The following is an 18428-nucleotide window of genomic DNA, read 5'->3' on the forward strand; positions in this document are numbered from 1 at the left end:
GGCCTCAGCCGCCCTCGGGGCGGACCAGGCCCGTCTCGTAGGCCAGCACCGCGGCCTGGGTGCGGTCACGCAGCCCGGTCTTGCCCAGGATCCGGCCGACGTGGGTCTTCACGGTCAGCTCCGAGAGCACCAGCTCCGCGGCGACCTCGGCGTTGGACCAGCCACGGGCGACCAGCGCCAGCACCTCCCGCTCCCGGTCGGTGAGCGGGTCCAGCCGGGCGTCGCGGGCAGCGGGGTCGGGCAACCGCCCGGCGAAGGTCTCCAGCAGCCGGCGGGTCACCCGCGGGGACACCACCGCGTCCCCGGCCACGACCGTGCGGATCGCGGCGAGCAGGTCGGCCGGCTGGGTGTTCTTCAGCAGGAACCCGCTGGCCCCGGCCCGCAGCGCGGCGAAGGCGTGCTCGTCCAGGTCGAACGTGGTCAGCACCAGCACCCGGCTGGGCAGGCCGGCGGCGACGATCTGCGCCGTGGCCGCGACGCCGTCCAGCACCGGCATCCGCACGTCCATCACCACGACGTCGGGCGTCAGCTCGCGAGCCAGGGCGACGGCCTCCGCGCCGTCGGAGGCCTGTCCGACCACCTCGAGGTCGGGCTGGCTGTCCAGCACCATGCCGAACCCGACCCGCACCAGCGGCTCGTCGTCGACCAGCAGCACCGTGGTCATGCCGGCACCTCCACCAGCGGCAGCACGCCGCGCACCCGCCAGCCGCCGTCCGCGGGACCGGTCTCCACGGTGCCGCCCCAGGCCCCGAACCGCTCCCGCATGCCGACCAGGCCGTGCCCGGGCGGCCGGTCGGGGTCGCGGGGGCGGGCGCCGCGACCGTCGTCGGTGACCTCCACCCGCAGCCGGTCGGCCGACCACTCGAGCGCGACCCGCGCGGACCGGGCACCGTCGGCGTGGGTGAGGGTGTTGGTCAGCGCCTCCTGGACCAGCCGGTGCACGGCCAGCTGCGCGGTGGCCGGCAGCGGCGAGGGCGTGCCGCCGACGGTGAGGGTGACGGCCAGGCCGGCGGCGCGGACCTGCTCGAGGAGGCCGTCGAGCTGGGCCAGCCCGGGCGCCGGGGCCTCGCCGTCCACGTCGTCCCCGCGCAGCACGCCCAGCAGCCGGTGCATCTCGGTGATCGCCTCCCGGCCGGTGGCCGCGACCTGGGCCATCGCGGCACGGGCCCGCTCGGGGGCGGTGTCGATGGCGAAGCCGGCGCCGTCGGCCAGCGCGGTCATGACCGAGACGTTGTGCGCCACGACGTCGTGCACCTCGCGGGCGATCCGGGTGCGCTCCTCGGCGACGGCGGCGCGGGCCCCGGCGTCCCGTTCCCGCTCGGCCCGGAGCGCCCGGTCCTCCAGCGCCTGCACCAGCGAGCGGCGGGTGCGCCGGTTGCGGCCGACCACGACGGCCACGACGGTTGCGGCGGTGAGCGGGACGACGGCCTGGCCGCCGGGCCGGCCGAGCAGGCCCAGCACCGCCAGGGTCACCGGTACCAGGGCGACGACGGCGGACGCCGCCACCACCTCGCGCACCGGCCGGCGGTCGGCCACCCACGCCAGCAGCCACCACGCGACCACCCCGGCGGGGAGCAGCCGCTGCGGGTCCAGGCCGTGCCCGGCCCACCACGCGGCCAGCAGGACGACGGCGACGACCAGCGCGGGGAACGGCGCGCGGTGGCGGGCCAGCGCGGTGGCGCACAGCAGACAGGAGACCACGACGGCGCCGGCGGTGAGCCCGCCGAGCCGGACCAGCGGCCCCAGCGAGAGCACCGTCAGCACCACCACCGGGGCGACCAGGCGCACGCGGGCCGACGTCGTCATGCCGGTCATCGTCCCTGCCCGGTTCCGTGCACGGTCGGTCGGCGGGGGAAGACCCATGCGCGCAGGGCGAGGTACCGCACCGCCCCCACCCCGCCGGTGACCAGGCCGACCAGGGCCAGGTCGAGGACGGCGCCGGTGGTGCCGAGGACGCCGTGCAGGCCGGCCAGCGCCACCGACGTGGCCACCAGGCCGGCGGCGCCCAGGGCGCCGGCCTCCCACTGGGCGGTGAACCAGTCGACCCGGTGGCCGCTGCGGAAGGTCAGCCTGCGGTGCAGCTCGTTCGCGACCGCGGTGGAGACCACCGAGCCGACCAGGTTGGCCAGCACGCTGCCGGCGTCCCACAGGGTCAGGTAGGTGACCGCGTAGACGGCGCTGGAGACGACCCCGACCAGGACGAAGCGGACGAACTGCACCTCGGTGGCGCCCCGCCACCCCCTCGTCGCGGTCATCGGCTCAGGCGTCGCGGGTGCGCAGCCGCCACACCGCGGCGACCAGGCCGACCGCGACGTAGCCGAGCAGCACGGCGAACCCGGTCCAGGGGGCGAACTGCTCGGCGGTGGTGGTCGGCCGCAGCAGGCTGCCGCCCGCGGAGCTGGGCAGCCAGCGCACCACGTCCGGTCCCCAGTCGGCCGGGAGCAGCCCGCCGAGCACCGGCAGCAGGAAGACCAGGCCGAACAGCGTGGCCACCGCACCGGCCGTGGAGCGCAGCAGCCAGCCCAGCGCGGAGCCGAGCAGGGTGATCGCGGTGAGGTAGAGCGCCGTCCCCAGGACCACCCGCAGGACGCCGTCCTCACCCAGGCCCGGCATGCCGTCGACGACGGCGGAGCCGACGGCGTAGGAGACCAGCGAGCCGACCGTGGCCGTGACCAGCACGACCGCCCCGAGGACGGCGGCCTTGGCGGCGACCACGGGCCAGCGGCGCGGGGTGGCGGCGAAGGTGCTGCGGATCGTGCCCGAGGTGTACTCGCCGGTGACCAGCAGCACGCCGAGCACGCCGAGGGCGAGCTGGGCCAGGTTGTAACCGGCCAGCGCCAGGGTCAGCGGCTGGGCGAAGTCGACCCCGGGCGGGCCGCCGCCGCGGCCGCTGGGGCCGCCGGTGTCGGCGGTGCTGGTGAACAGCAGGCCGAGCAGCACCATGCCGACCAGCGAGCCGCCCAGCACGTACCAGGTGGAGCGCAGCGAGCGGGCCTTGACCCACTCCCCGCGCAGGAGACCGGTGGTGCCCGCGCTGCGTGCAGGGGTGTCGAGGGTGGTCGTCATGCCGGCTGCTCCTCGGTGCGGTACTCGCGCTCGTCGGCGGTGAGCGCCATGAACGCCTCCTCGAGGGAGGCCTGGACGGGGGTGAGCTCGTGCAGCGCGATGCCCGACTGCGCGGCCCGGTCCCCGATGACCTCCGGCCCGACGCCGCGGACCAGCAGCACACCGCTCTCGGCGGACTCCACGACGACGTCGGGTCCGGCCAGCAGCCCGGCGAGCTCGGCGGCCCGCGGGCTGCGCACCCGGACGCCGTCCCCGCCGGCCCGGCGGATGAACTCCTCGGTCGGGACGTCGGCGACCAGCCGGCCGCGGCCCATGACGACCAGGTGGTCGGCGGTCACCGCCATCTCGGCCATCAGGTGGGAGGAGAAGAAGACGGTGCGGCCCTCGGCGGCCAGCCGCCGGGCCAGCGTGCGGATCCACAGCACGCCGTCGGGGTCCAGGCCGTTGACCGGCTCGTCGAGGACGACGGTGGCCGGGTCGCCGAGCAGCGCGGTGGCCACCCCGAGCCGCTGGCCCATGCCGAGGGAGAACCCGCCGACCCGCTTGCCGGCGACGGGGGTCAGCCCGGCGAGCTCCAGCACCGCGTCCACGCGTGCCCGCGGCAGGCCGGCGGTGGCGGCGAGGGCCTGCAGGTGCGCGCGGGCGGTGCGGCCCGGGTGCAGCGCCCGGGCCTCCAGCAGCGCACCGACCTGGCGCAGCGGGTCCCGGTGCTCGGCGTAGGGCCTGCCGTTGACCAGGGCGGTGCCGGCGGTCGGCCGGTCCAGGCCGAGCACCATCCGCATCGTCGTGGACTTCCCGGCGCCGTTGGGGCCCAGGAACCCGGTGACCACGCCCGGCCGGACGGTCACCGTGACGTCGTCGACGGCGAGGCGCTCGCCGTAGCGCTTGGTCAACCCGCGCAGTTCGATCATGCCGACCAGCCTGCTGCGCGCCGGGCCCGCCGTCGTCACCCCCGCGGCGTCACCTGGGTGCCGGCCGCCTACTCCTGCAGGCGTAGGTGCGCCGCCGGGTCCTCCCCCGGGTGGAGGCGGAATGGGACCTCGGGCCGATGTGCACGGGCCTCGCCGTCGACAGGATCGAGACCATGGACAACGGGACGGACGGGGCGGAGATCGCCCGGGTGCTGCGCCAGCTCCGGCTGGCGGTCTTCCGCGGCGACGTCGTGGTCGACGGCGCACGGCTGGAGGCCTGGCCGCCGGGGGCGCGGCTGGCGCTGGACCAGTGCGCCCGGCGGGCCGCGGCACGCGGGCACCGGTTCGAGGTGCTGGCCACCGCCTGAGGTGCCCCCGGCAGGATTCGAACCTGCGGCCTGCGGTTTAGGAAACCGTCGCTCTATCCCCTGAGCTACGGGGGCCCGGGTGCGCGCCGAGACTATCGGGCGCGTCGCGGCCGGCCGGGAACCCCCGGAGGAGCAGGATCGTGGTGCAGGGCAGGAGCGGAATCGGAACGGAGCGGTTACCGTGTCTGACCGGAGTCGAGCAGTCACGGCTCCGCACCCCGGCAGCGGAGCCGGGTAGGAGGTGGGATGAGCAGCACGCAGCAGGTGCAGGTGGAGGACGCCCCGTCCCGCGGGCGGTTCGAGATCAGCGTCGACGGCCAGGTCGTCGGCATGGCGAGCTACCACGTCGACGACGGCGTGATGACGCTCCCGCACACCGAGGTCTCCCCCGCCGTGGCCGGCCGGGGCCTGGGCACGGTCCTCGTGGCCGCGGTCCTGGCCAGCGCCCGCCAGCGCGGCCTCTCCGTGCTGCCCTACTGCTCCTTCGTCCGGCACTACCTGCAACAGCACCCGGCCGACCAGGACCTGGTTCGCCCCGACGACCGGCCGCACTTCGGCCTCCCGCTCACCGCGCGCTGACCCCGCACGGTCCGTAGGTTCGGGCGGTGCCGACCGCCATCCACTGGTTCCGCCGTGACCTGCGCCTGGGGGACAACCCCGCGCTGCTCGCCGCCCGCGACGCCGGCGACGTGCTACCCCTGTTCGTGCTAGACCCCGCCATCTGGGAGAAGTCCGGCGACCCCCGCAGGCACTTCCTCGCCGGGTGCCTGGCCGAGCTGCACGAGGCCACCGACGGACGGCTCGTCGTCCGGCACGGCAGGCCCCAGGACGTCGTCCCGTCGCTGGCCCGCGAGGTCGGCGCGGAGACGGTGCACGTCGCCGGGGACACCGGGCCCTACGGCCGCGAGCGCGACACCGCGGTGGAGAAGGCGCTGGGCGACGGCGCGGAGCTGGTGCGCACCGGCTCCCCGTACGCGGTGGCGCCCGGCACGATCACCAAGGACGACGGCACCCCGTTGAAGGTGTTCACCCCGCTCTCCCGGCGCTGGCGCGAGCACGGCTGGCACGACCCGGCGTTGCGCCCCCGCAAGGTGAGCTGGGCGCGCGCGGACTCCGACGACCTGCCCGAGGCACCCGACCTCGGCGACACCGAGGTGCTCGAGCCCGGCGAGTCGGCCGCGCGCACGCGCTGGAAGGCCTTCCTCGACGACCGCATCGAGGACTACGACGACGAGCGCGACCGGCCCGACCTGGACTCCACCAGCCGCATGTCGGCGCACCTGCACTTCGGCACCGTGCACCCGCGCACCCTGCTCAAGGACATCGCCGACTCCGGGAAGAAGGGCCCGGGGGTGGAGACCTACACGACCGAGCTGTGCTGGCGGGACTTCTACGCCGACGTGCTCTGGCACCGCCCCGAGACCGCCCGCGAGTACTACAACGACGAGCTCAAGGGCATGACCTACTCGACGGGGAAGCAGGCCGACGAGGACTTCGAGGCCTGGGCCGCCGGCCGCACCGGCTTCCCCGCCGTCGACGCCGCCATGCGTCAGCTGCTCGCCGAGGGCTGGATGCACAACCGGATGCGGATGATCACCGCCAGCTTCCTGGTCAAGGACCTGCACCAGGAGTGGACCCGCGGCGCGCGGTACTTCATGCAGCACCTCGTCGACGGCGACCTGGCCAGCAACAACCACGGCTGGCAGTGGGTCGCCGGCACCGGCACCGACGCCGCGCCCTACTTCCGGGTGTTCAACCCGGTCACCCAGGGCCAGAAGTTCGACCCGGACGGCGACTACGTGCGCCGCTGGGTCCCGGAGCTGCGCGACATCGAGGGCAAGGCCGTGCACGAGCCGTGGAAGGGTGACCTGCCCGACGGGTACCCGGAGCGGATCGTGGACCACAAGCACGAGCGCGAGGTGGCGTTGGACCGCTACGCGAAGGCGCGCGGGCGGTAGCCGTCCCGGTCGGCGTCCCGCGCGGCGATGTCGGCATCGGTGCAGAACCCGCGGCCGCTGCGCTTGAAGCACAGCAGGCCGAGGAGCCGGCCGTCGTCGTCGACCACCGCGGTGCGCCGCCGGCCCTCGGCCCGCAGCCGGGCGGCCACGACCGCCACCGGCTCGGACGGCGGGACGGTGCGCCCGTGCAGGCGGCCCAGCGCGGCCACCGGTGCCCGGTCCGGCCCGGTCAGGTCGACGCGCTCGACGACGGCGACCAGCTGGGCGCCGTCGACGACCAGCAGCGCGTGCACGTGGTCGTCGGCGAAGAACGCCCGGGCCTGGCCGATGGTCGTGCCGGTGCCGCACGTCTTCGGGACGCGCACCATCGCCTCGCCGGCGGTGCGGGCCGACGAGCCCCCCGCGCACGGATCCCCGGTGGTCACCGCCCCAGCGTGCACCAGGGTGCGCGGGCCCGCTCAGCCGCGGCTGCGGATCCACTCCGGCAGGGTGCCCGAGTCCAGCACCCGCTCCCGCAGCGGCGTCACCAGCTCGACCAACCGGTGCAGTCGCTGCTCGCCCAGGTGCACCCAGCCCTCGGTCGCGAGCAGATCGGTGACGGTCTCCACGTCGTCGCGCAGGTCGCGGCCGGCCTGGGTCAGCCCGTCGTCGTCGACCAGGCCGCGCCGCCGCAGTCGCTGCACCCCGGCGTCCCACTCATCGTCGGTCCACCCGCGCGTGGTGCGCACGAACTCCACCGACCCCGACGCGAGGCCGCCGGTGACCAGGGCCTCCACCGGGTCCAGGCCGGACGTCTGCAGGGCGGCGACGTGCCCGTCGCCGCGGTGCTCGCGCAGCAGCAGGCCGGCGTGCCACAGCTGCAGCAGCGGGTCCTCGGGCCACTCGACCGCCGACCACGCGGCGTAGATCGGCCGGCCGGCCCGGGTGAGCCCCGCGCAGGCCTCCCGGGCCAGGTCCACCGCCTCGGCGACGTCCGGCTCGCCGAGGACCTCGTGCAGCCGCGCCGCGACCCCTTCGCGACGGGCGGTGGCCCACTCCTCGGGTGCTGCGGCATCCCACACCGCGGGGACGGCGGCGTGCACCAGCCGCGGGGCGAAGACGTAATACGTCGCCTCCACGAGCTCGGGCCGGCACGGGCCGAACGCCGACGCCCGGGCAGCGAAGTACCCGGCCCGGGTGGCGGGCACCCCGAAGCGGTCGTAGGCGGCGTTCACCTCGGGGGCGAAGAAGCCGGTGACGTGGAGGGTCTCCAGGGTCCCCCAGGCGCGGCGGGCCAGGGCAGGGGTCACGGTCATGCGGCGATCCTGCACCCGGGGCAGGATCAGCGGGTGATCGCCGGTGCCTGAGGGCCACACCCTGTTCCGCCTGGCCCGTGAGCAGCACGCGAGGTTCGCCGGTCGCGAGGTGCACGTGACCAGCCCGCAGGGCCGGTTCGCCGCCGAGGCCGAGCTCGTCGACGGCCGGGTGCTGGACGAGGTGACCTCCTACGGCAAGCACCTGTTCGCCGTCTTCGGCCCCGACGTGGTGCACGTGCACCTGGGCCTCTACGGGAAGTACACGACCGGCACCGGCCCGCCGCCCGAGCCCCGCGGTGCCCTGCGGATGCGCTGGGAGGGGCCCGGCGAGGACGGCGAGGGCGTGTGGACCGACCTGCGCGGTCCCACCGCCTGCGAGCTGATCACCGACGGCGAGGTGCGGCTGGTCCTGGACCGGCTCGGCCCCGACCCGCTCCGGAGGTCCGACCCGGGCAGGGCCTGGGCCCGGATCAGCCGGTCCCGGCAGGCGATCGGGGCGCTGCTGATGGACCAGTCGGTGCTCGCCGGCGTCGGCAACGTCTACCGGGCCGAGGTGCTGTTCCGGCACCGCATCTCGCCCTTCCGGCCCGGGCGGGCGGTCACCGAGGCCGAGTGGGAGGCCGTGTGGGCCGACCTCGTCGTGCTGCTGCGCGCGGGCGTGCGGGCCGGTCGGATCGTCACCACCCGGCCCGAGGACCGCACCCGCAAGCGGGGGGCGGCGTCCCGGGCCGACGCGCACTACGTCTACCGGCGCACCGGGCTGCCGTGCCGGTGGTGCGGCACCCCGGTGCGCACCGAGGAGATGGTGGGCAGGAACCTGTTCTGGTGCCCGACCTGCCAGGCCGTCTGACCATCCGGGTCGACGACCTCACCGACCCACGGGTGCGCGAGCTGGTCGCGCTGCACGTGGGGTCCATGCGCGCGGAGTCCCCGCCCGGCACCTCCTACGCGCTGGACCTCACCGGGCTGACCGGCCCGGGCACGACGGTCTGGACGGCGTGGGACGGCGAGTCCCTGGCCGGGATGGTGGCGCTGTCGGCGGCGGGTGAGCTGAAGTCGATGCGCACCCACCCGGGCCACCTGCGCCGCGGGGTGGCCGCCGCTCTGCTGGAGCACGCGCTGGCCGCCGCGCGGGAGCGGGGGCTGGACCGGGTGGTGCTGGAGACCGGCACCGGACCGCCCTTCGCCCCCGCCCTCGCGCTCTACCGGAGTGCCGGGTTCACCGACCGCGGCCCGTTCGGGGACTACGCGGCCGGCCCGGACAACCAGTTCCTAGAGCTGCGGCTCAGCTGAGGGCGCCCTTGGCGTCGTCCCCGGCCGGCACGGCCTGCAGCACGTGCACCTTCAGCGGCTCGGCCAGGTCGTCCTTGACCGACTCGCTGAGCCGGTTGAACGTCTCGCCGGCGCCGTGCGCCTCCAGGGCGTCGCCGTCGGACCAGCGCTCGACCATGACGAGCACGCCGCCGCCCTCGTGCAGCGCGTAGAGCTCGCAGCCGGTCTCCTCGTGCACGGCGGGGATGGCCTGCACGAATGCCTCGCGGACGGCGTCCAGACGGTCGGGCTTGGGCGTGATGGTGGCGACGACGGTGACGGTCATGGGTCGGGACTGCCCCGCGCCGAGGGGGTTCACCCCTGGTGCACCGGCCGCGCGTCGGGCATCGTGCGCGCATGGACCGACCGTTGCGGGTGGCCGTCGTCGGCGCCGGTCCGGCCGGCATCTACGCCGCCGAGGCGCTGGCCGACCAGGACGACGTCCCGGTGGCCGTGGACCTGCTGGACCGGCTGCCCGTCCCGTTCGGGCTGGTGCGGCACGGCATCGCGCCGGACCACCTCAAGATGCGGGCGCTGGCCGACACGCTGCGGCACACCCTCGACCACCCGTCGGTGCGGTTCGTCGGGGACGTCGAGCTGGGCCAGGACCTGTCGGTCGAGGACCTGCGCGCGCACGCCGACGCGGTGGTGTTCACCCACGGCGCCTCGGGGGCGCGGCGGCTCGGCGTCGAGGGCGAGGACCTGCCCGGCAGCCTCGCCGCCACCGACGTCGTGGCCTGGTACACCGGCCACCCGGACGCCGACCGGGCGCGGGTCGAGCAGGCGGTGGCCCGGGCCCGGGACGTCGTCGTGGTCGGCGTGGGCAACGTCGCGCTGGACGTCGCCCGGGTGCTGGCCCGCTGCCCGACCGAGCTCGAGGCCACCGACATGCCCCAGCACGTGCTCGACGCCCTGGCCGCCGCACCGGTCGAGCGGATCACGCTGCTGGGCCGGCGGGGCCCGGCGCAGGCCTCCTTCACCACCCAGGAGCTGCGCGAGCTGGGTCACCTGTCCGCCGCGGTCGCGCTGACCGACACCGACGGGCTGGACGAGGAGTCCGACGTCCGGGCGGTGGCCCGCAACCTCGCGACCCTGCGGGAGTTCGCCGAGCACGTGCCCGAGCCGGGCAAGGCCACCGTGCGGCTGCGGTTCTTCACCCGGCCGGTGCGGCTGACCGGCACCGACCGGGTCACCGGGGTGGTCGTCGAGCGCGTGTCGGTGGACCCGGCCGACCGGCTGGCCGGCACCCGCGACACCGAGGAGCTGCCCGCCGACCTGGTGGTCGCCGCGGTCGGCTACACCGGGCTCGACCTGCCCGGCCTGCCGGTGTCCGGAGGTGTGGTCCCCAACGAGGGCGGCCGGGTCCTGCGGGACGGCGTGGTCAGCCCCGGCGAGTACGTGGCGGGCTGGATCAAGCGCGGACCCACCGGCGTCGTCGGCACCAACAAGCACGACGCCCGGGAGACGGTGGCCGCGCTGCTGGCCGACGCCCCCGGCCTCCCGCGCGTCGAGGGGCCCGACCTGGTCGAGACGCTGCGGGCGCGGGGGTGCCGGCCGGTGCTGCTGGAGAACTGGCGGGCCATCGACGACGCCGAGCACGCCCTGGGGGCCACGAAGGGCCGCGCGCGGACGACGATCCACGAGCGCGAGGCCCTCCGCGCCGCCGCCTGGGCCCAGCGTTGACCAGGGAGGTTGATCCACCTCCGTCCTCCTCCGCCAGATCCGGTGCAGGAGGACGGACCCTCGCACAGGACGTTGCCGCCTCGGCCGATCCGGAGCCCATGCCGGTGACGGCGGTGGCGCTGATCGCCGCGGCGGTCCTGCACGCCCTCACCTGTCTGCTGCTCACCACCTCGCTGCCCCGCTACGTGCCCGTGCTCTTCGACGAGTCGCTGGAGCCCGCCGTGGCCGCCCCCCGCTCGGTCGCCACCGCGCTGGCCCTGGGCTCCGGGATCGTCGTCGCCGGCGCGGCTGCCCTCGTCGCCGCACGGTCCCGACGACCCCTCCGCGCCGACCGGGTGCGGCACCTGGGCGCGGTGAGCGTGCTGTTGCTGACCTTCGAGGCCGCCGCGGTGTACGGAGCGCTGGGCGGCGCCGAGGTCGCGTCGTGGACCGGTGCGGACGCCGCCTCCTACGCCTCGGCCAGCATCGCGGTCGAGGGTTTCCAGCGCGCGGGCGGACGGTTGCCCACGACCGCGCTGGTGGTCGCCGCGGTGTACCTGGCCTACCTGGTCACCTGGGCCGTCGTCGTCCGCCGTGGGCGCCGGGTCGGCGTGGATCAACCCAGCTGATCGACGTCCGTCCTGGCTCACCGGCGTCGGTGAGCCAGGACGGAGTTGGATCAACCAGGCTGATCCACGCCGGGCGCCGAGGGGTCAGCCGGAGTTGCGCAGGGCCGTGGCCACGCCGTTGATCGTCAGCTGGATGCACCGGCGCACCAGTTCGTCGTCGTCCCCCTCGCGGCGGCGGCGCAGCATCTCCACCTGCAGGTGGTGCAGCGGCTCCAGGTAGGGGAACCGGTTGCGGATCGACCGGGCCAGCGACGGGTTGTCGGCCAGCAGGTGGTCGTCGCCGGTGATGGCCAGCAGGACGGCGACGGTGCGCTCGTGCTCGGCGGTGATGACGTCGAACACCCGGTGCCGCAGGTCCTCGTCGGGCACCAGCTCGGCGTAGCGGGCGGCCAGCTCCAGGTCGGTCTTGGCCAGCACCATGCCCATGTTCGACAGCACCGTCCGGAAGAAGGGCCAGCGGGCGTGCAGGTCCTGCAGCCGGGCCAGGCGGGCCGGGTCGTCGCCGATCCACCCGTGCAGCGCCGTCCCGGTGCCGAACCAGCCCGGCAGCATGATCCGGGCCTGCGACCAGCTGAACACCCACGGGATGGCCCGCAGGTCGGTGATCTTGTCCCCGGGCTTGCGCGAGGGCGGCCGGGAGCCGATGTTCAGCTCGGCCAGCTCCCGGATCGGGGTGGCCGCGCGGAACCACTCCACGAACCCCGGGGTGTCGTGCACCAGCGCGCGGTAGGCGGCCTCGGCCCGGCCGGCCAGGTCGTCGAAGAGCGCGTACACCTCCTCGGCGTCCTCGCCCAGGCCCTCCAGCGACAGCAGCGAGCTCTCCAGCACCGCCGCCACCAGCGCCTCCAGGTTGCGGCGGGCCAGGTCGGGCTCGGCGTACTTGGCGGCGATGACCTCGCCCTGCTCGGTGATCCGCAGCTGCCCGGCCACCGACCCCGGCGGCTGCGCCCGGATCGCCTCGTAGGAGGGCCCGCCGCCGCGGCCGACGGTGCCGCCGCGGCCGTGGAAGAGCCGCAGCTCGACGCCGGCCTCGCGGGCCACGTCCACCAGCGCCAGCTCGGCCCGGTACAGCGCCCAGTTGGCGGCGAGGTAGCCACCGTCCTTGTTGCTGTCGGAGTAGCCGAGCATGACCTCCTGCGTGCCGCCCCGCCCGTCCACCATCGACCGGTAGACCGGCTCGGCGAGCATCGCGGCGAGGGTCTCCCCGCCGCCCTGCAGGTCCCCGATGGTCTCGAAGAGCGGCGCGACCATGATCGGCGACGCCGGGAGGCCGTCGTCCCCGAGCGTGACCAGGCCGACCTCCTTGAGCAGGACGGCGACCTCCAGCACGTCCGACACCGACTCGCACATGCTGATCACGTAGTTCGGGATCGCCCGCGGGCCCAGCCGGCGCACCTGCTCGGCGGCCGCGGCCAGCAGGTCCAGCTCGCCGCGGGCGAGCTCGGACAGCTGCGCGTCCGGCGCCACGAGGGGACGGCGCAGCCGCAGCTCCCGGGTCAGCAGCTCGCGCCGGGCGGTCTCGTCGAGCTCGGCGTAGTCGGTGCAGACCCCGGCCCAGGCGAGCAGCTCGGCCAGCACCTCCTCGTGCACCGAGGAGTTCTGCCGCATGTCCAGCCCCGACAGGTGGAAGCCGAACACCTCGACGGCGTCGCGCAGCCGGCGCAGCCGGTCGTCGGCCAGCGCGCCGGCGCCGTGCGTGCGCAGCGAGTCGGCCACCACGTCGAGGTCGGCGATCAGCTCGGCGGGCTCGGCGTAGGGCTCGAGCTCGACGTCGGGCAGCGGGCCGGGGACGTGCCCGACGACCGACAGCGCGGTGGCCGCCAGCCGCCGGTAGATCCCGCGCATCGCCCGCCGGTAGGGCTCGTCGGCGCGGAACGGGGAGTCGTCGCGGGCGGCGTCGGCCAGCGCCTCGAGCTCGGCGGTCGGGGCGACCAGACGCTCGGACATCGACAGCTCCTCGGCCAGCACCACGAGCTCGGCGAGGTGGTGGCCCAGTGCGGTCTCCGCGGCCCGGGTGGTGGCCAGCCGGACGGCGTCGGCGGTGACGAAGGGGTTGCCGTCGCGGTCCCCGCCGATCCAGGACCCGGTGCGCAGCATCGGGGTGGGCAGCAGGTCGGCGTCGGGCCACCGCTGGTGCAGCGCGGCGCGCAGGTCGGCGTTGATCTGCGGGACGACGGCGAACAGCGACAGGTCGTAGTACCGCAGCGCCTCGTCGATCTCGTCCTCCAGGCGCAACCGCGACAGCCGCAGCAGCGCGGTCTGCCAGAGGGTGAGCACCTCGCGCCACAGGTGCGCCGACCACTGCGCCTCGTCGGGGGCGGCCTCCCGGGTGCGGATCAGCTGGGCGACCTCCCGCTGCACCCGGGACACCGTCCGGCGGCGCACCTCGGTGGGGTGCGCGGTGACCACCGGGACGACCAGGGCGCCGTCCAGCTCGCGGGCGACGTCGGCCGGGTCGAGGCCCGCCGAGTCCAGCAGCTCGAAGCTGGCCGCCAGGGTGCCCTTCTGCGGCGGCGACCCCTCCCGGCGGTGGTGCCGGCGGCGGCGCTCGTGGTGCACGTCCTCGGCCAGGTTGGCCAGCAGCGAGAAGTGGCTGAACGCTCGGATGACGTGGTTGGCGCTGCGCACGTCCAGCCCGGCCAGCATCTGCGCCAGGCCGCTGCGGTCGACCTCCGAGCGGCGGATGCGGAAGGCCTCGAGGCGGGCGGCCTCGACCAGGTCGAACACCTCCTCGCCCGCCTGCTCGCGCACCACCTCGCCCAGCACCCGGCCCAGCAGCCGGATGTCCTCGCGCAGGGGTGCCTCGTCGGCCCGGTCCTCCGGGTCGTCGGGGCGGAGGTCGGCGACGTCGACGGTTGCTTCGGACACGGGCGCATTCTCACCGGCCCGTGTGACGCCCCCGTGACGAGGGGAGGATCGGACGATGCTGACGCTCACCGCCACCCCCGTCCGCGACGTCGAGCCGGCCGTGCACGGCGAGGGCCCGAGGTGGGACGCCGTCCGCCAGGAGCTGCTCTGGGTCGACATCACCCGCGGGCTGGTGCTCCGCGCGACGGTCGCCGGTGACGAGGTCCACCAGGTCGCCGCGCACCGCGGCGGCGGGACGGTCGGGTTCGTCGTCCCGGCCGCGGACGGGGGCTGGTTGCTCGGCGCGGACGGCGGGTTCACCCACCTGTCGACCGACGGCGCGGCCTCCGTGCTGGTCGAGGTGCCCGGCGAGGGCCCGGCAGCGGGCACCCGGATGAACGACGGCGCCGCGGACCCGGTGGGCCGGCTGTTCGGCGGCACGATGGCCTTCGACGAGGCGCCCGGTGCGGGGTCGTTGCACCGGGTGGACCTCGACGGCTCGGTGCACGTCGTGCTGCGGGACCTGACCATCAGCAACGGCATCGAGTGGAGCGGCGACGGCGGCACGGTCTACCTGGCCGACTCCGGCGCGGCGACCGTGCGGGCCTACGCCTACGACCTGACCACCGGCGTGCTCGGGGACAGCCGGGTGGTGGTCGACCTGACCGGGTCCGGCGGGGCCCCCGACGGGCTCACCGTGGACGCGGAGGACGCCCTGTGGGTGGCGGTGTGGGGCGCCGGGCAGGTGCGCCGCTACTCCCCCGCCGGAGACCTGCTGGCCGTCGTCGAGGTGCCCACGCCGAACACCTCCAGCTGCGACTTCGCCGGCCCCGACCTGGACCTGCTGGTCATCAGCACCTCGACGGAGGGCCTGTCCGACCCCGACGAGCACGCCGGCCGGCTGTTCACCGTGCGGCCCGGGGTGACCGGGCGGGCCGCGGCGGTCTACCGCGGCCCGCTGACCGGTCTGCGACCCGTGTAGGGGGTCAGCTCCCGAAGGCCTCGCGCCAGGCCGGCATGAGCTCCCGCTGCGTCCACTCGAGGTAGGGCTGCTGCTGGTCGCCGCCGATCTGCACCAGCGCGAGGTGGGTGAAGCCGGCGTCGGCGTAGGCCTTCGCCGCCTCGACGACGGCGTCCACGTCGTCCCCGCAGGGGATGGACTCCTCGACGTCGGACTCGCGGACGAACGCGCTGGCCGCCTCGAAGCCCGCCGTCCCCGGCAGGTCGGCGTTGACCTTCCAGCCCAGGCCGAACCAGCGGAAGAGCTCGTGCGCGCGGGTGACCGCGGCGGCCTTGTCCGTGCCGTAGCTGATCGGCATCTGCCCGACCCGGCTCTTGCCGGCCCCGCCCGCGGCGTCGAACATCTCGCCCAGCTCGGCCTTCGGCTCGGTGCCGATCATCACGTCGGCGTACTCGCCGGCCAGCTCGCAGGACTGCTTCCCCGACACCGCGATGCCGATCGGCACGCCGCCCTCGGGCAGGTCCCAGATCTTGGCTCCGTCGGCGTCGAAGTAGTCGCCGTGGAAGGTGGTGTAGCCGTCGCCGGCCAGCAGCTCCTTGATCAGCTGCACCGCCTCGGCGAACATCTCGTGCCGCACCGCGACCGGCGGCCAGCCCTCCCCGACCACGTGCTCGTTGAGGTTCTCCCCGGCGCCCAGGCCCAGGGTGAACCGGCCGTCGGCGAGGATCTGCAGGGTGGCGGCCTGCTGGGCGACCACGGCCGGCCGGTACCGGATGATCGGGCAGGTCACGTAGGTCATCAGGTCGATGCGGCTGGTCGCCTGCGCGGCTGCGCCGAGGGTCACCCAGGCGTTGGGCGCGTGGCCCATGGAGTCCAGCCACGGGAAGAAGTGGTCGCTGCTGACCGCGAAGTCGAAACCGACCTCCTCGGCCCCGACCACGTGCGAGACCAGCTCCTTGGGGCCGGCCTGCTCCGTCATCATCGTGTAGCCCAGCTGCATGCTCATGCCGCCCGCGCTACCCCCGCCGAGGGGATCCCCAACCGCCCCAGGTCAGGCGCGCTCGGCGCGCAGGGCCTCCCGCAGCTTGGTCTTGCCGCCGGTGCGCAGCAGGGCGCCGGCGTAGACCCGGCCCCCGATCCGCACGACGACGGCGATCGCGACCGCCATGATCGCCACGGCCAGCAGCACCTGCCACAGCGGGACGTCGCCGGCGGCCATCCGCACCGGCATCACCAGCGGCGTCAGGCCCGGGACGAACGACGTCACGGTGGCCAGCGTCGACCCCGGGTCCTGGCCGGCCTGGATGGAGATGAAGAAGCCGACGACGAGCAGCAGCGTGGTCGGGGTGAGCACGCTGCCGAGGTCCTCCTGCCGGCTGACCAGCGACGCCGCCGCGGCGAACACCGAGGCGTAGAAGGCGTAGCCGACCAGGAACCAGCCGATGACGACCAGGACGGTGCCGATCAGCTGGCCGGGGACGCTGACCACGTCCAGCGCCAGGGCCCCGGTCACCCCGACGACGGCGATGAGCACCATCTGCGCCAGGCCCAGCACGCCCAGGCCGAGGATCTTCCCGGCCAGCAGCTGCCACGGCTTCATGGTCGACAGCAGCAGCTCCACCACCCGGGAGGACTTCTCCTCCACCACGCCCTGCGCGACGAACTGGCCGAAGAGGATGAGCAGGCCGTAGAGCACCACCACGCCGACCAGGGCCACCACGACGGCGGGGCCGTTGTCCTCGGAGGGGTCCAGCTCGGTGACCGACACGTTCGGTGCGGGCTGCAGGTCCACGCCCTGTGCGGCCAGCTGCGCGCCGACCGACAGCGCACCGACCGCGGAGCGCACGATGTCCTCCACGCCGCCCGAGGACTCCACCAGCAGCTGCGGGGAGTCCCCGGTGGGGTCGAGGACGGCGCCGTCCACGTCGCCGTCGGTGAGCGCCTGCCGGGCGGCGGCCTCGTCGGGCAGGTCGCGGACGGTGACCGCCGTGCCCGAGGCCTCGCCGGCCTGCTGCAGCGCGGTCTGCACCGAGGGGTTGCCGCCGACGACGCCGATGGTGGTCGTCGACCCCCGCCCGCCCGCGACGAGCTGGAAGATCATCACGCCCACCACGAGCAGCACGATGACCAGCGAGCTGATGATGAAGCCCTTGTCCCGCACCCGGGTGGTGATCTCCCGGCGGGCCACCAGCCGGACCTGACCCGCCGCGCTCACGCCGCCACCGCCCCGCGGAACAGCTCCACCAGGCTGGGTTCCCGCCAGGCGAAGTGGGTCACCCGGCCGGTCGCCACGGCCGCGGCGAGCACCGCCTGGTCGTCGGCGGACCGGTCGAGCTCCAGCACGGTGTCCCCCCGCTGCTCGCTCAGCACCCGCACACCCGGGACGGCGGAGGCCCACCCGGGGCCGGCGTCGGGCACGACCACCCGCAGCTGCCGGCCACCCTCACGGGCCCGCAGCTCGGGGACGGTGCCGCTGGCCACGATCCGGCCGCGGGCCAGGATGCCGACGGCGTCGCACAGCCGCTCGACCAGGTCGAGCTGGTGGCTGGAGAACACCACGGGGACGCCGGCCCGGCACCGCTCCAGCAGGGCCTCGGCGAGGGAGTCCACGCCCACCGGGTCCAGGCCGGAGAAGGGCTCGTCGAGGATCAGCACCTCAGGCCCGCTGACGAGCGCGGCGGCGAGCTGCACGCGCTGCTGGTTGCCCAGCGACAGCTTCTCCACCCGCTCGCCGCGCTTGTCCGCCAGCCCCAGCCGCTCGGTCCACTCCTGCACCGCGCGGTCGGCGTCGGCGGACGAGGCGCCGTGCAGCCGGGCGAAGTAGGTCAGCTGGTCGGCGACCTTCATCTTCGGGTAGAGGCCGCGCTCCTCGGGCATGTAGCCGATCCGCTGGCGGCTGGCGTCGTCGAGCGCCGTCCCGCGCCAGCGGACCTCCCCGGCGTCGGCGCGGGCCAGGCCCATCGCGATGCGCATGGTCGTGGTCTTGCCGGCGCCGTTCGAGCCGCAGAACCCGAACATCTGCCCGGGCGCGACGGCGAAGCTGACCCCCTCGAGCACCCGGTTCTCGCCGTAGGTCTTGACCAGTCCGTCGAACTCGAGCACGCGCCCTCCCGGCGGTCGTGAACACCGCTCAGGACCGTATCGGTTCCCCGGCCCACCGGGACGAGGCGGTCAGGCCACCCCGGCCTCGGCCAGCAGCTCGACGGCAGCCCGGAGGGAGGAGAGCGCGTCGACCGGCGCGGCCCGCCTCGGCTGGACGGGCCGGGTGGCCCCGCCCAGCGCCGGGGGCAGGTCCCGGGCGATCTCCTCCGGGCCGGCGCCGCGGTCGCGGCCGGCGGCGCACCCGGCCAGCAGCTGGACGGCCAGCCGGACCGACCGGTGCGGGACGTCGGGGTCGACGAGCAGCAGCACACCCCCGGC

General features: G+C 75.3%; 21 protein-coding genes and 1 tRNA gene. 8 read left to right on the forward strand and 14 right to left on the reverse strand.

What is annotated here, in order from left to right:
- Positions 1-4 precede the first annotated feature (4 nt).
- Genes NH342_RS07610 through NH342_RS07630 form a run of 5 tightly spaced genes read right to left on the reverse strand, consistent with a single transcriptional unit; the run spans position 5 to position 3977 of the window.
- Positions 5-664 (reverse strand): response regulator transcription factor, encoded by a 660-nt coding sequence (locus tag NH342_RS07610; protein WP_253013354.1) that lies wholly within the window; start codon positions 662-664, stop codon positions 5-7.
- Positions 661-1806: a sensor histidine kinase gene (locus NH342_RS07615; protein WP_253013356.1), complete on the reverse strand. Its 1146-nt coding sequence runs from the start codon at positions 1804-1806 to the stop codon at positions 661-663. Before NH342_RS07615 ends, NH342_RS07610 begins: the two co-directional genes overlap by 4 nt.
- A 5-nt stretch (positions 1807-1811) precedes the next feature.
- Positions 1812-2255, reverse strand: a complete 444-nt coding sequence (locus NH342_RS07620; RefSeq protein WP_253013358.1) for a GtrA family protein — start codon at positions 2253-2255, stop codon at positions 1812-1814.
- Positions 2256-2259: 4 nt separating this feature from the next.
- A complete protein-coding gene (locus NH342_RS07625; RefSeq protein WP_253013360.1) occupies positions 2260-3066 on the reverse strand; it encodes an ABC transporter permease subunit in 807 nt (268 codons plus the stop codon).
- Complete coding sequence (locus NH342_RS07630) at positions 3063-3977, reverse strand: ATP-binding cassette domain-containing protein (RefSeq protein ID WP_253013362.1); 915 nt, start codon at positions 3975-3977, stop codon at positions 3063-3065. Before NH342_RS07630 ends, NH342_RS07625 begins: the two co-directional genes overlap by 4 nt.
- 173 nt (positions 3978-4150) lie before the next feature.
- On the opposite strand from NH342_RS07630, the gene NH342_RS07635 reads away from it, so the two are divergent.
- Positions 4151-4345, forward strand: a complete 195-nt coding sequence (locus tag NH342_RS07635) for a hypothetical protein (protein ID WP_253013364.1) — start codon at positions 4151-4153, stop codon at positions 4343-4345.
- A 2-nt stretch (positions 4346-4347) separates the two neighbouring features.
- Here NH342_RS07635 and NH342_RS07640 read toward each other — a convergent pair.
- A tRNA-Arg gene (locus NH342_RS07640) sits at positions 4348-4420 on the reverse strand.
- A 171-nt stretch (positions 4421-4591) separates the two neighbouring features.
- Here NH342_RS07640 and NH342_RS07645 point away from each other — a divergent pair.
- Both NH342_RS07645 and NH342_RS24135 read left to right on the forward strand, forming a co-directional pair.
- The gene (locus tag NH342_RS07645; RefSeq protein WP_253013365.1) at positions 4592-4924 is read left to right on the forward strand and encodes a GNAT family N-acetyltransferase; all 333 of its coding nucleotides are present in this window, start codon (positions 4592-4594) and stop codon (positions 4922-4924) included.
- Between the two features lie 26 nt (positions 4925-4950).
- Positions 4951-6303 (forward strand): deoxyribodipyrimidine photo-lyase, encoded by a 1353-nt coding sequence (locus NH342_RS24135; RefSeq protein ID WP_253013366.1) that lies wholly within the window; start codon positions 4951-4953, stop codon positions 6301-6303.
- On the opposite strand, the gene NH342_RS07655 is transcribed toward NH342_RS24135, so the two are convergent.
- Together NH342_RS07655 and NH342_RS07660 are read right to left on the reverse strand one after the other, a co-directional pair.
- Positions 6279-6728: a CBS domain-containing protein gene (locus NH342_RS07655; RefSeq protein WP_253013367.1), complete on the reverse strand. Its 450-nt coding sequence runs from the start codon at positions 6726-6728 to the stop codon at positions 6279-6281. The two genes, NH342_RS24135 and NH342_RS07655, sit on opposite strands and share 25 nt — an antisense overlap.
- Before the next feature lie 33 nt (positions 6729-6761).
- A complete protein-coding gene (locus NH342_RS07660; protein WP_253013369.1) occupies positions 6762-7598 on the reverse strand; it encodes a hypothetical protein in 837 nt (278 codons plus the stop codon).
- Positions 7599-7641: 43 nt separating this feature from the next.
- Between NH342_RS07660 and NH342_RS07665 the strand changes: the two genes are divergently transcribed.
- Both NH342_RS07665 and NH342_RS07670 read left to right on the forward strand, forming a co-directional pair.
- Complete coding sequence (locus tag NH342_RS07665) at positions 7642-8448, forward strand: DNA-formamidopyrimidine glycosylase family protein (RefSeq protein WP_253013371.1); 807 nt, start codon at positions 7642-7644, stop codon at positions 8446-8448.
- On the forward strand, positions 8424-8891 hold the full coding sequence (locus tag NH342_RS07670; RefSeq protein WP_253013373.1) for a GNAT family N-acetyltransferase: 468 nt from the start codon (positions 8424-8426) through the stop codon (positions 8889-8891). Before NH342_RS07665 ends, NH342_RS07670 begins: the two co-directional genes overlap by 25 nt.
- Here NH342_RS07670 and NH342_RS07675 read toward each other — a convergent pair.
- On the reverse strand, positions 8884-9195 hold the full coding sequence (locus NH342_RS07675; protein WP_253013375.1) for a putative quinol monooxygenase: 312 nt from the start codon (positions 9193-9195) through the stop codon (positions 8884-8886). The two genes, NH342_RS07670 and NH342_RS07675, sit on opposite strands and share 8 nt — an antisense overlap.
- Before the next feature lie 71 nt (positions 9196-9266).
- On the opposite strand from NH342_RS07675, the gene NH342_RS07680 reads away from it, so the two are divergent.
- Entirely contained in the window at positions 9267-10592 is a 1326-nt protein-coding gene (locus NH342_RS07680; protein ID WP_253013377.1) for an FAD-dependent oxidoreductase, read from the forward strand.
- A 113-nt stretch (positions 10593-10705) separates the two neighbouring features.
- The gene (locus NH342_RS07685; protein ID WP_253013379.1) at positions 10706-11200 is read left to right on the forward strand and encodes a hypothetical protein; all 495 of its coding nucleotides are present in this window, start codon (positions 10706-10708) and stop codon (positions 11198-11200) included.
- 84 nt (positions 11201-11284) lie between these two features.
- Here NH342_RS07685 and ppc read toward each other — a convergent pair whose 3' ends face one another.
- Positions 11285-14068: a phosphoenolpyruvate carboxylase gene (gene ppc / locus NH342_RS07690; protein WP_253013381.1), complete on the reverse strand. Its 2784-nt coding sequence runs from the start codon at positions 14066-14068 to the stop codon at positions 11285-11287.
- A 55-nt stretch (positions 14069-14123) separates the two neighbouring features.
- Here ppc and NH342_RS07695 point away from each other — a divergent pair, with 55 nt between their 5' ends.
- Positions 14124-15029: an SMP-30/gluconolactonase/LRE family protein gene (locus tag NH342_RS07695; protein WP_253013383.1), complete on the forward strand. Its 906-nt coding sequence runs from the start codon at positions 14124-14126 to the stop codon at positions 15027-15029.
- Positions 15030-15033: 4 nt separating this feature from the next.
- Here NH342_RS07695 and NH342_RS07700 read toward each other — a convergent pair whose 3' ends face one another.
- The 4 genes from NH342_RS07700 to NH342_RS07715 all read right to left on the reverse strand — a co-directional run.
- Entirely contained in the window at positions 15034-16014 is a 981-nt protein-coding gene (locus NH342_RS07700) for a TIGR03557 family F420-dependent LLM class oxidoreductase (protein WP_253013385.1), read from the reverse strand.
- 45 nt (positions 16015-16059) lie between these two features.
- Positions 16060-17223: an ABC transporter permease gene (locus NH342_RS07705; protein ID WP_253013387.1), complete on the reverse strand. Its 1164-nt coding sequence runs from the start codon at positions 17221-17223 to the stop codon at positions 16060-16062.
- Positions 17220-18110, reverse strand: a complete 891-nt coding sequence (locus NH342_RS07710) for an ABC transporter ATP-binding protein (protein WP_253013389.1) — start codon at positions 18108-18110, stop codon at positions 17220-17222. Before NH342_RS07710 ends, NH342_RS07705 begins: the two co-directional genes overlap by 4 nt.
- Before the next feature lie 69 nt (positions 18111-18179).
- Positions 18180-18428, reverse strand: a 249-nt coding sequence (locus NH342_RS07715; protein WP_253013391.1) for a hypothetical protein, incomplete at its 5' end; no start/stop codon positions are given.

The sequence above is a fragment of the Klenkia sp. PcliD-1-E genome (assembly GCF_024124375.1).
In the GTDB taxonomy this organism is placed as follows: domain Bacteria; phylum Actinomycetota; class Actinomycetes; order Mycobacteriales; family Geodermatophilaceae; genus Klenkia.

Excerpts from the sequence above, each read along its gene's own strand:
- NH342_RS07625 (WP_253013360.1), bottom strand. The coding sequence starts at position 3,066 with ATGACGACCACCCTCGACACCCCTGCACGCAGCGCGGGCACCACCGGT.
- NH342_RS07635 (WP_253013364.1), top strand. The coding sequence starts at position 4,151 with ATGGACAACGGGACGGACGGGGCGGAGATCGCCCGGGTGCTGCGCCAG.
- NH342_RS07645 (WP_253013365.1), top strand. The coding sequence starts at position 4,592 with ATGAGCAGCACGCAGCAGGTGCAGGTGGAGGACGCCCCGTCCCGCGGG.
- NH342_RS07610 (WP_253013354.1), bottom strand. The coding sequence starts at position 664 with ATGACCACGGTGCTGCTGGTCGACGACGAGCCGCTGGTGCGGGTCGGG.
- NH342_RS07660 (WP_253013369.1), bottom strand. The coding sequence starts at position 7,598 with ATGACCGTGACCCCTGCCCTGGCCCGCCGCGCCTGGGGGACCCTGGAG.
- NH342_RS07700 (WP_253013385.1), bottom strand. The coding sequence starts at position 16,014 with ATGAGCATGCAGCTGGGCTACACGATGATGACGGAGCAGGCCGGCCCC.
- NH342_RS07615 (WP_253013356.1), bottom strand. The coding sequence starts at position 1,806 with ATGACGACGTCGGCCCGCGTGCGCCTGGTCGCCCCGGTGGTGGTGCTG.
- NH342_RS07675 (WP_253013375.1), bottom strand. The coding sequence starts at position 9,195 with ATGACCGTCACCGTCGTCGCCACCATCACGCCCAAGCCCGACCGTCTG.
- NH342_RS07695 (WP_253013383.1), top strand. The coding sequence starts at position 14,124 with ATGCTGACGCTCACCGCCACCCCCGTCCGCGACGTCGAGCCGGCCGTG.
- NH342_RS07680 (WP_253013377.1), top strand. The coding sequence starts at position 9,267 with ATGGACCGACCGTTGCGGGTGGCCGTCGTCGGCGCCGGTCCGGCCGGC.
- NH342_RS07620 (WP_253013358.1), bottom strand. The coding sequence starts at position 2,255 with ATGACCGCGACGAGGGGGTGGCGGGGCGCCACCGAGGTGCAGTTCGTC.
- NH342_RS07630 (WP_253013362.1), bottom strand. The coding sequence starts at position 3,977 with ATGATCGAACTGCGCGGGTTGACCAAGCGCTACGGCGAGCGCCTCGCC.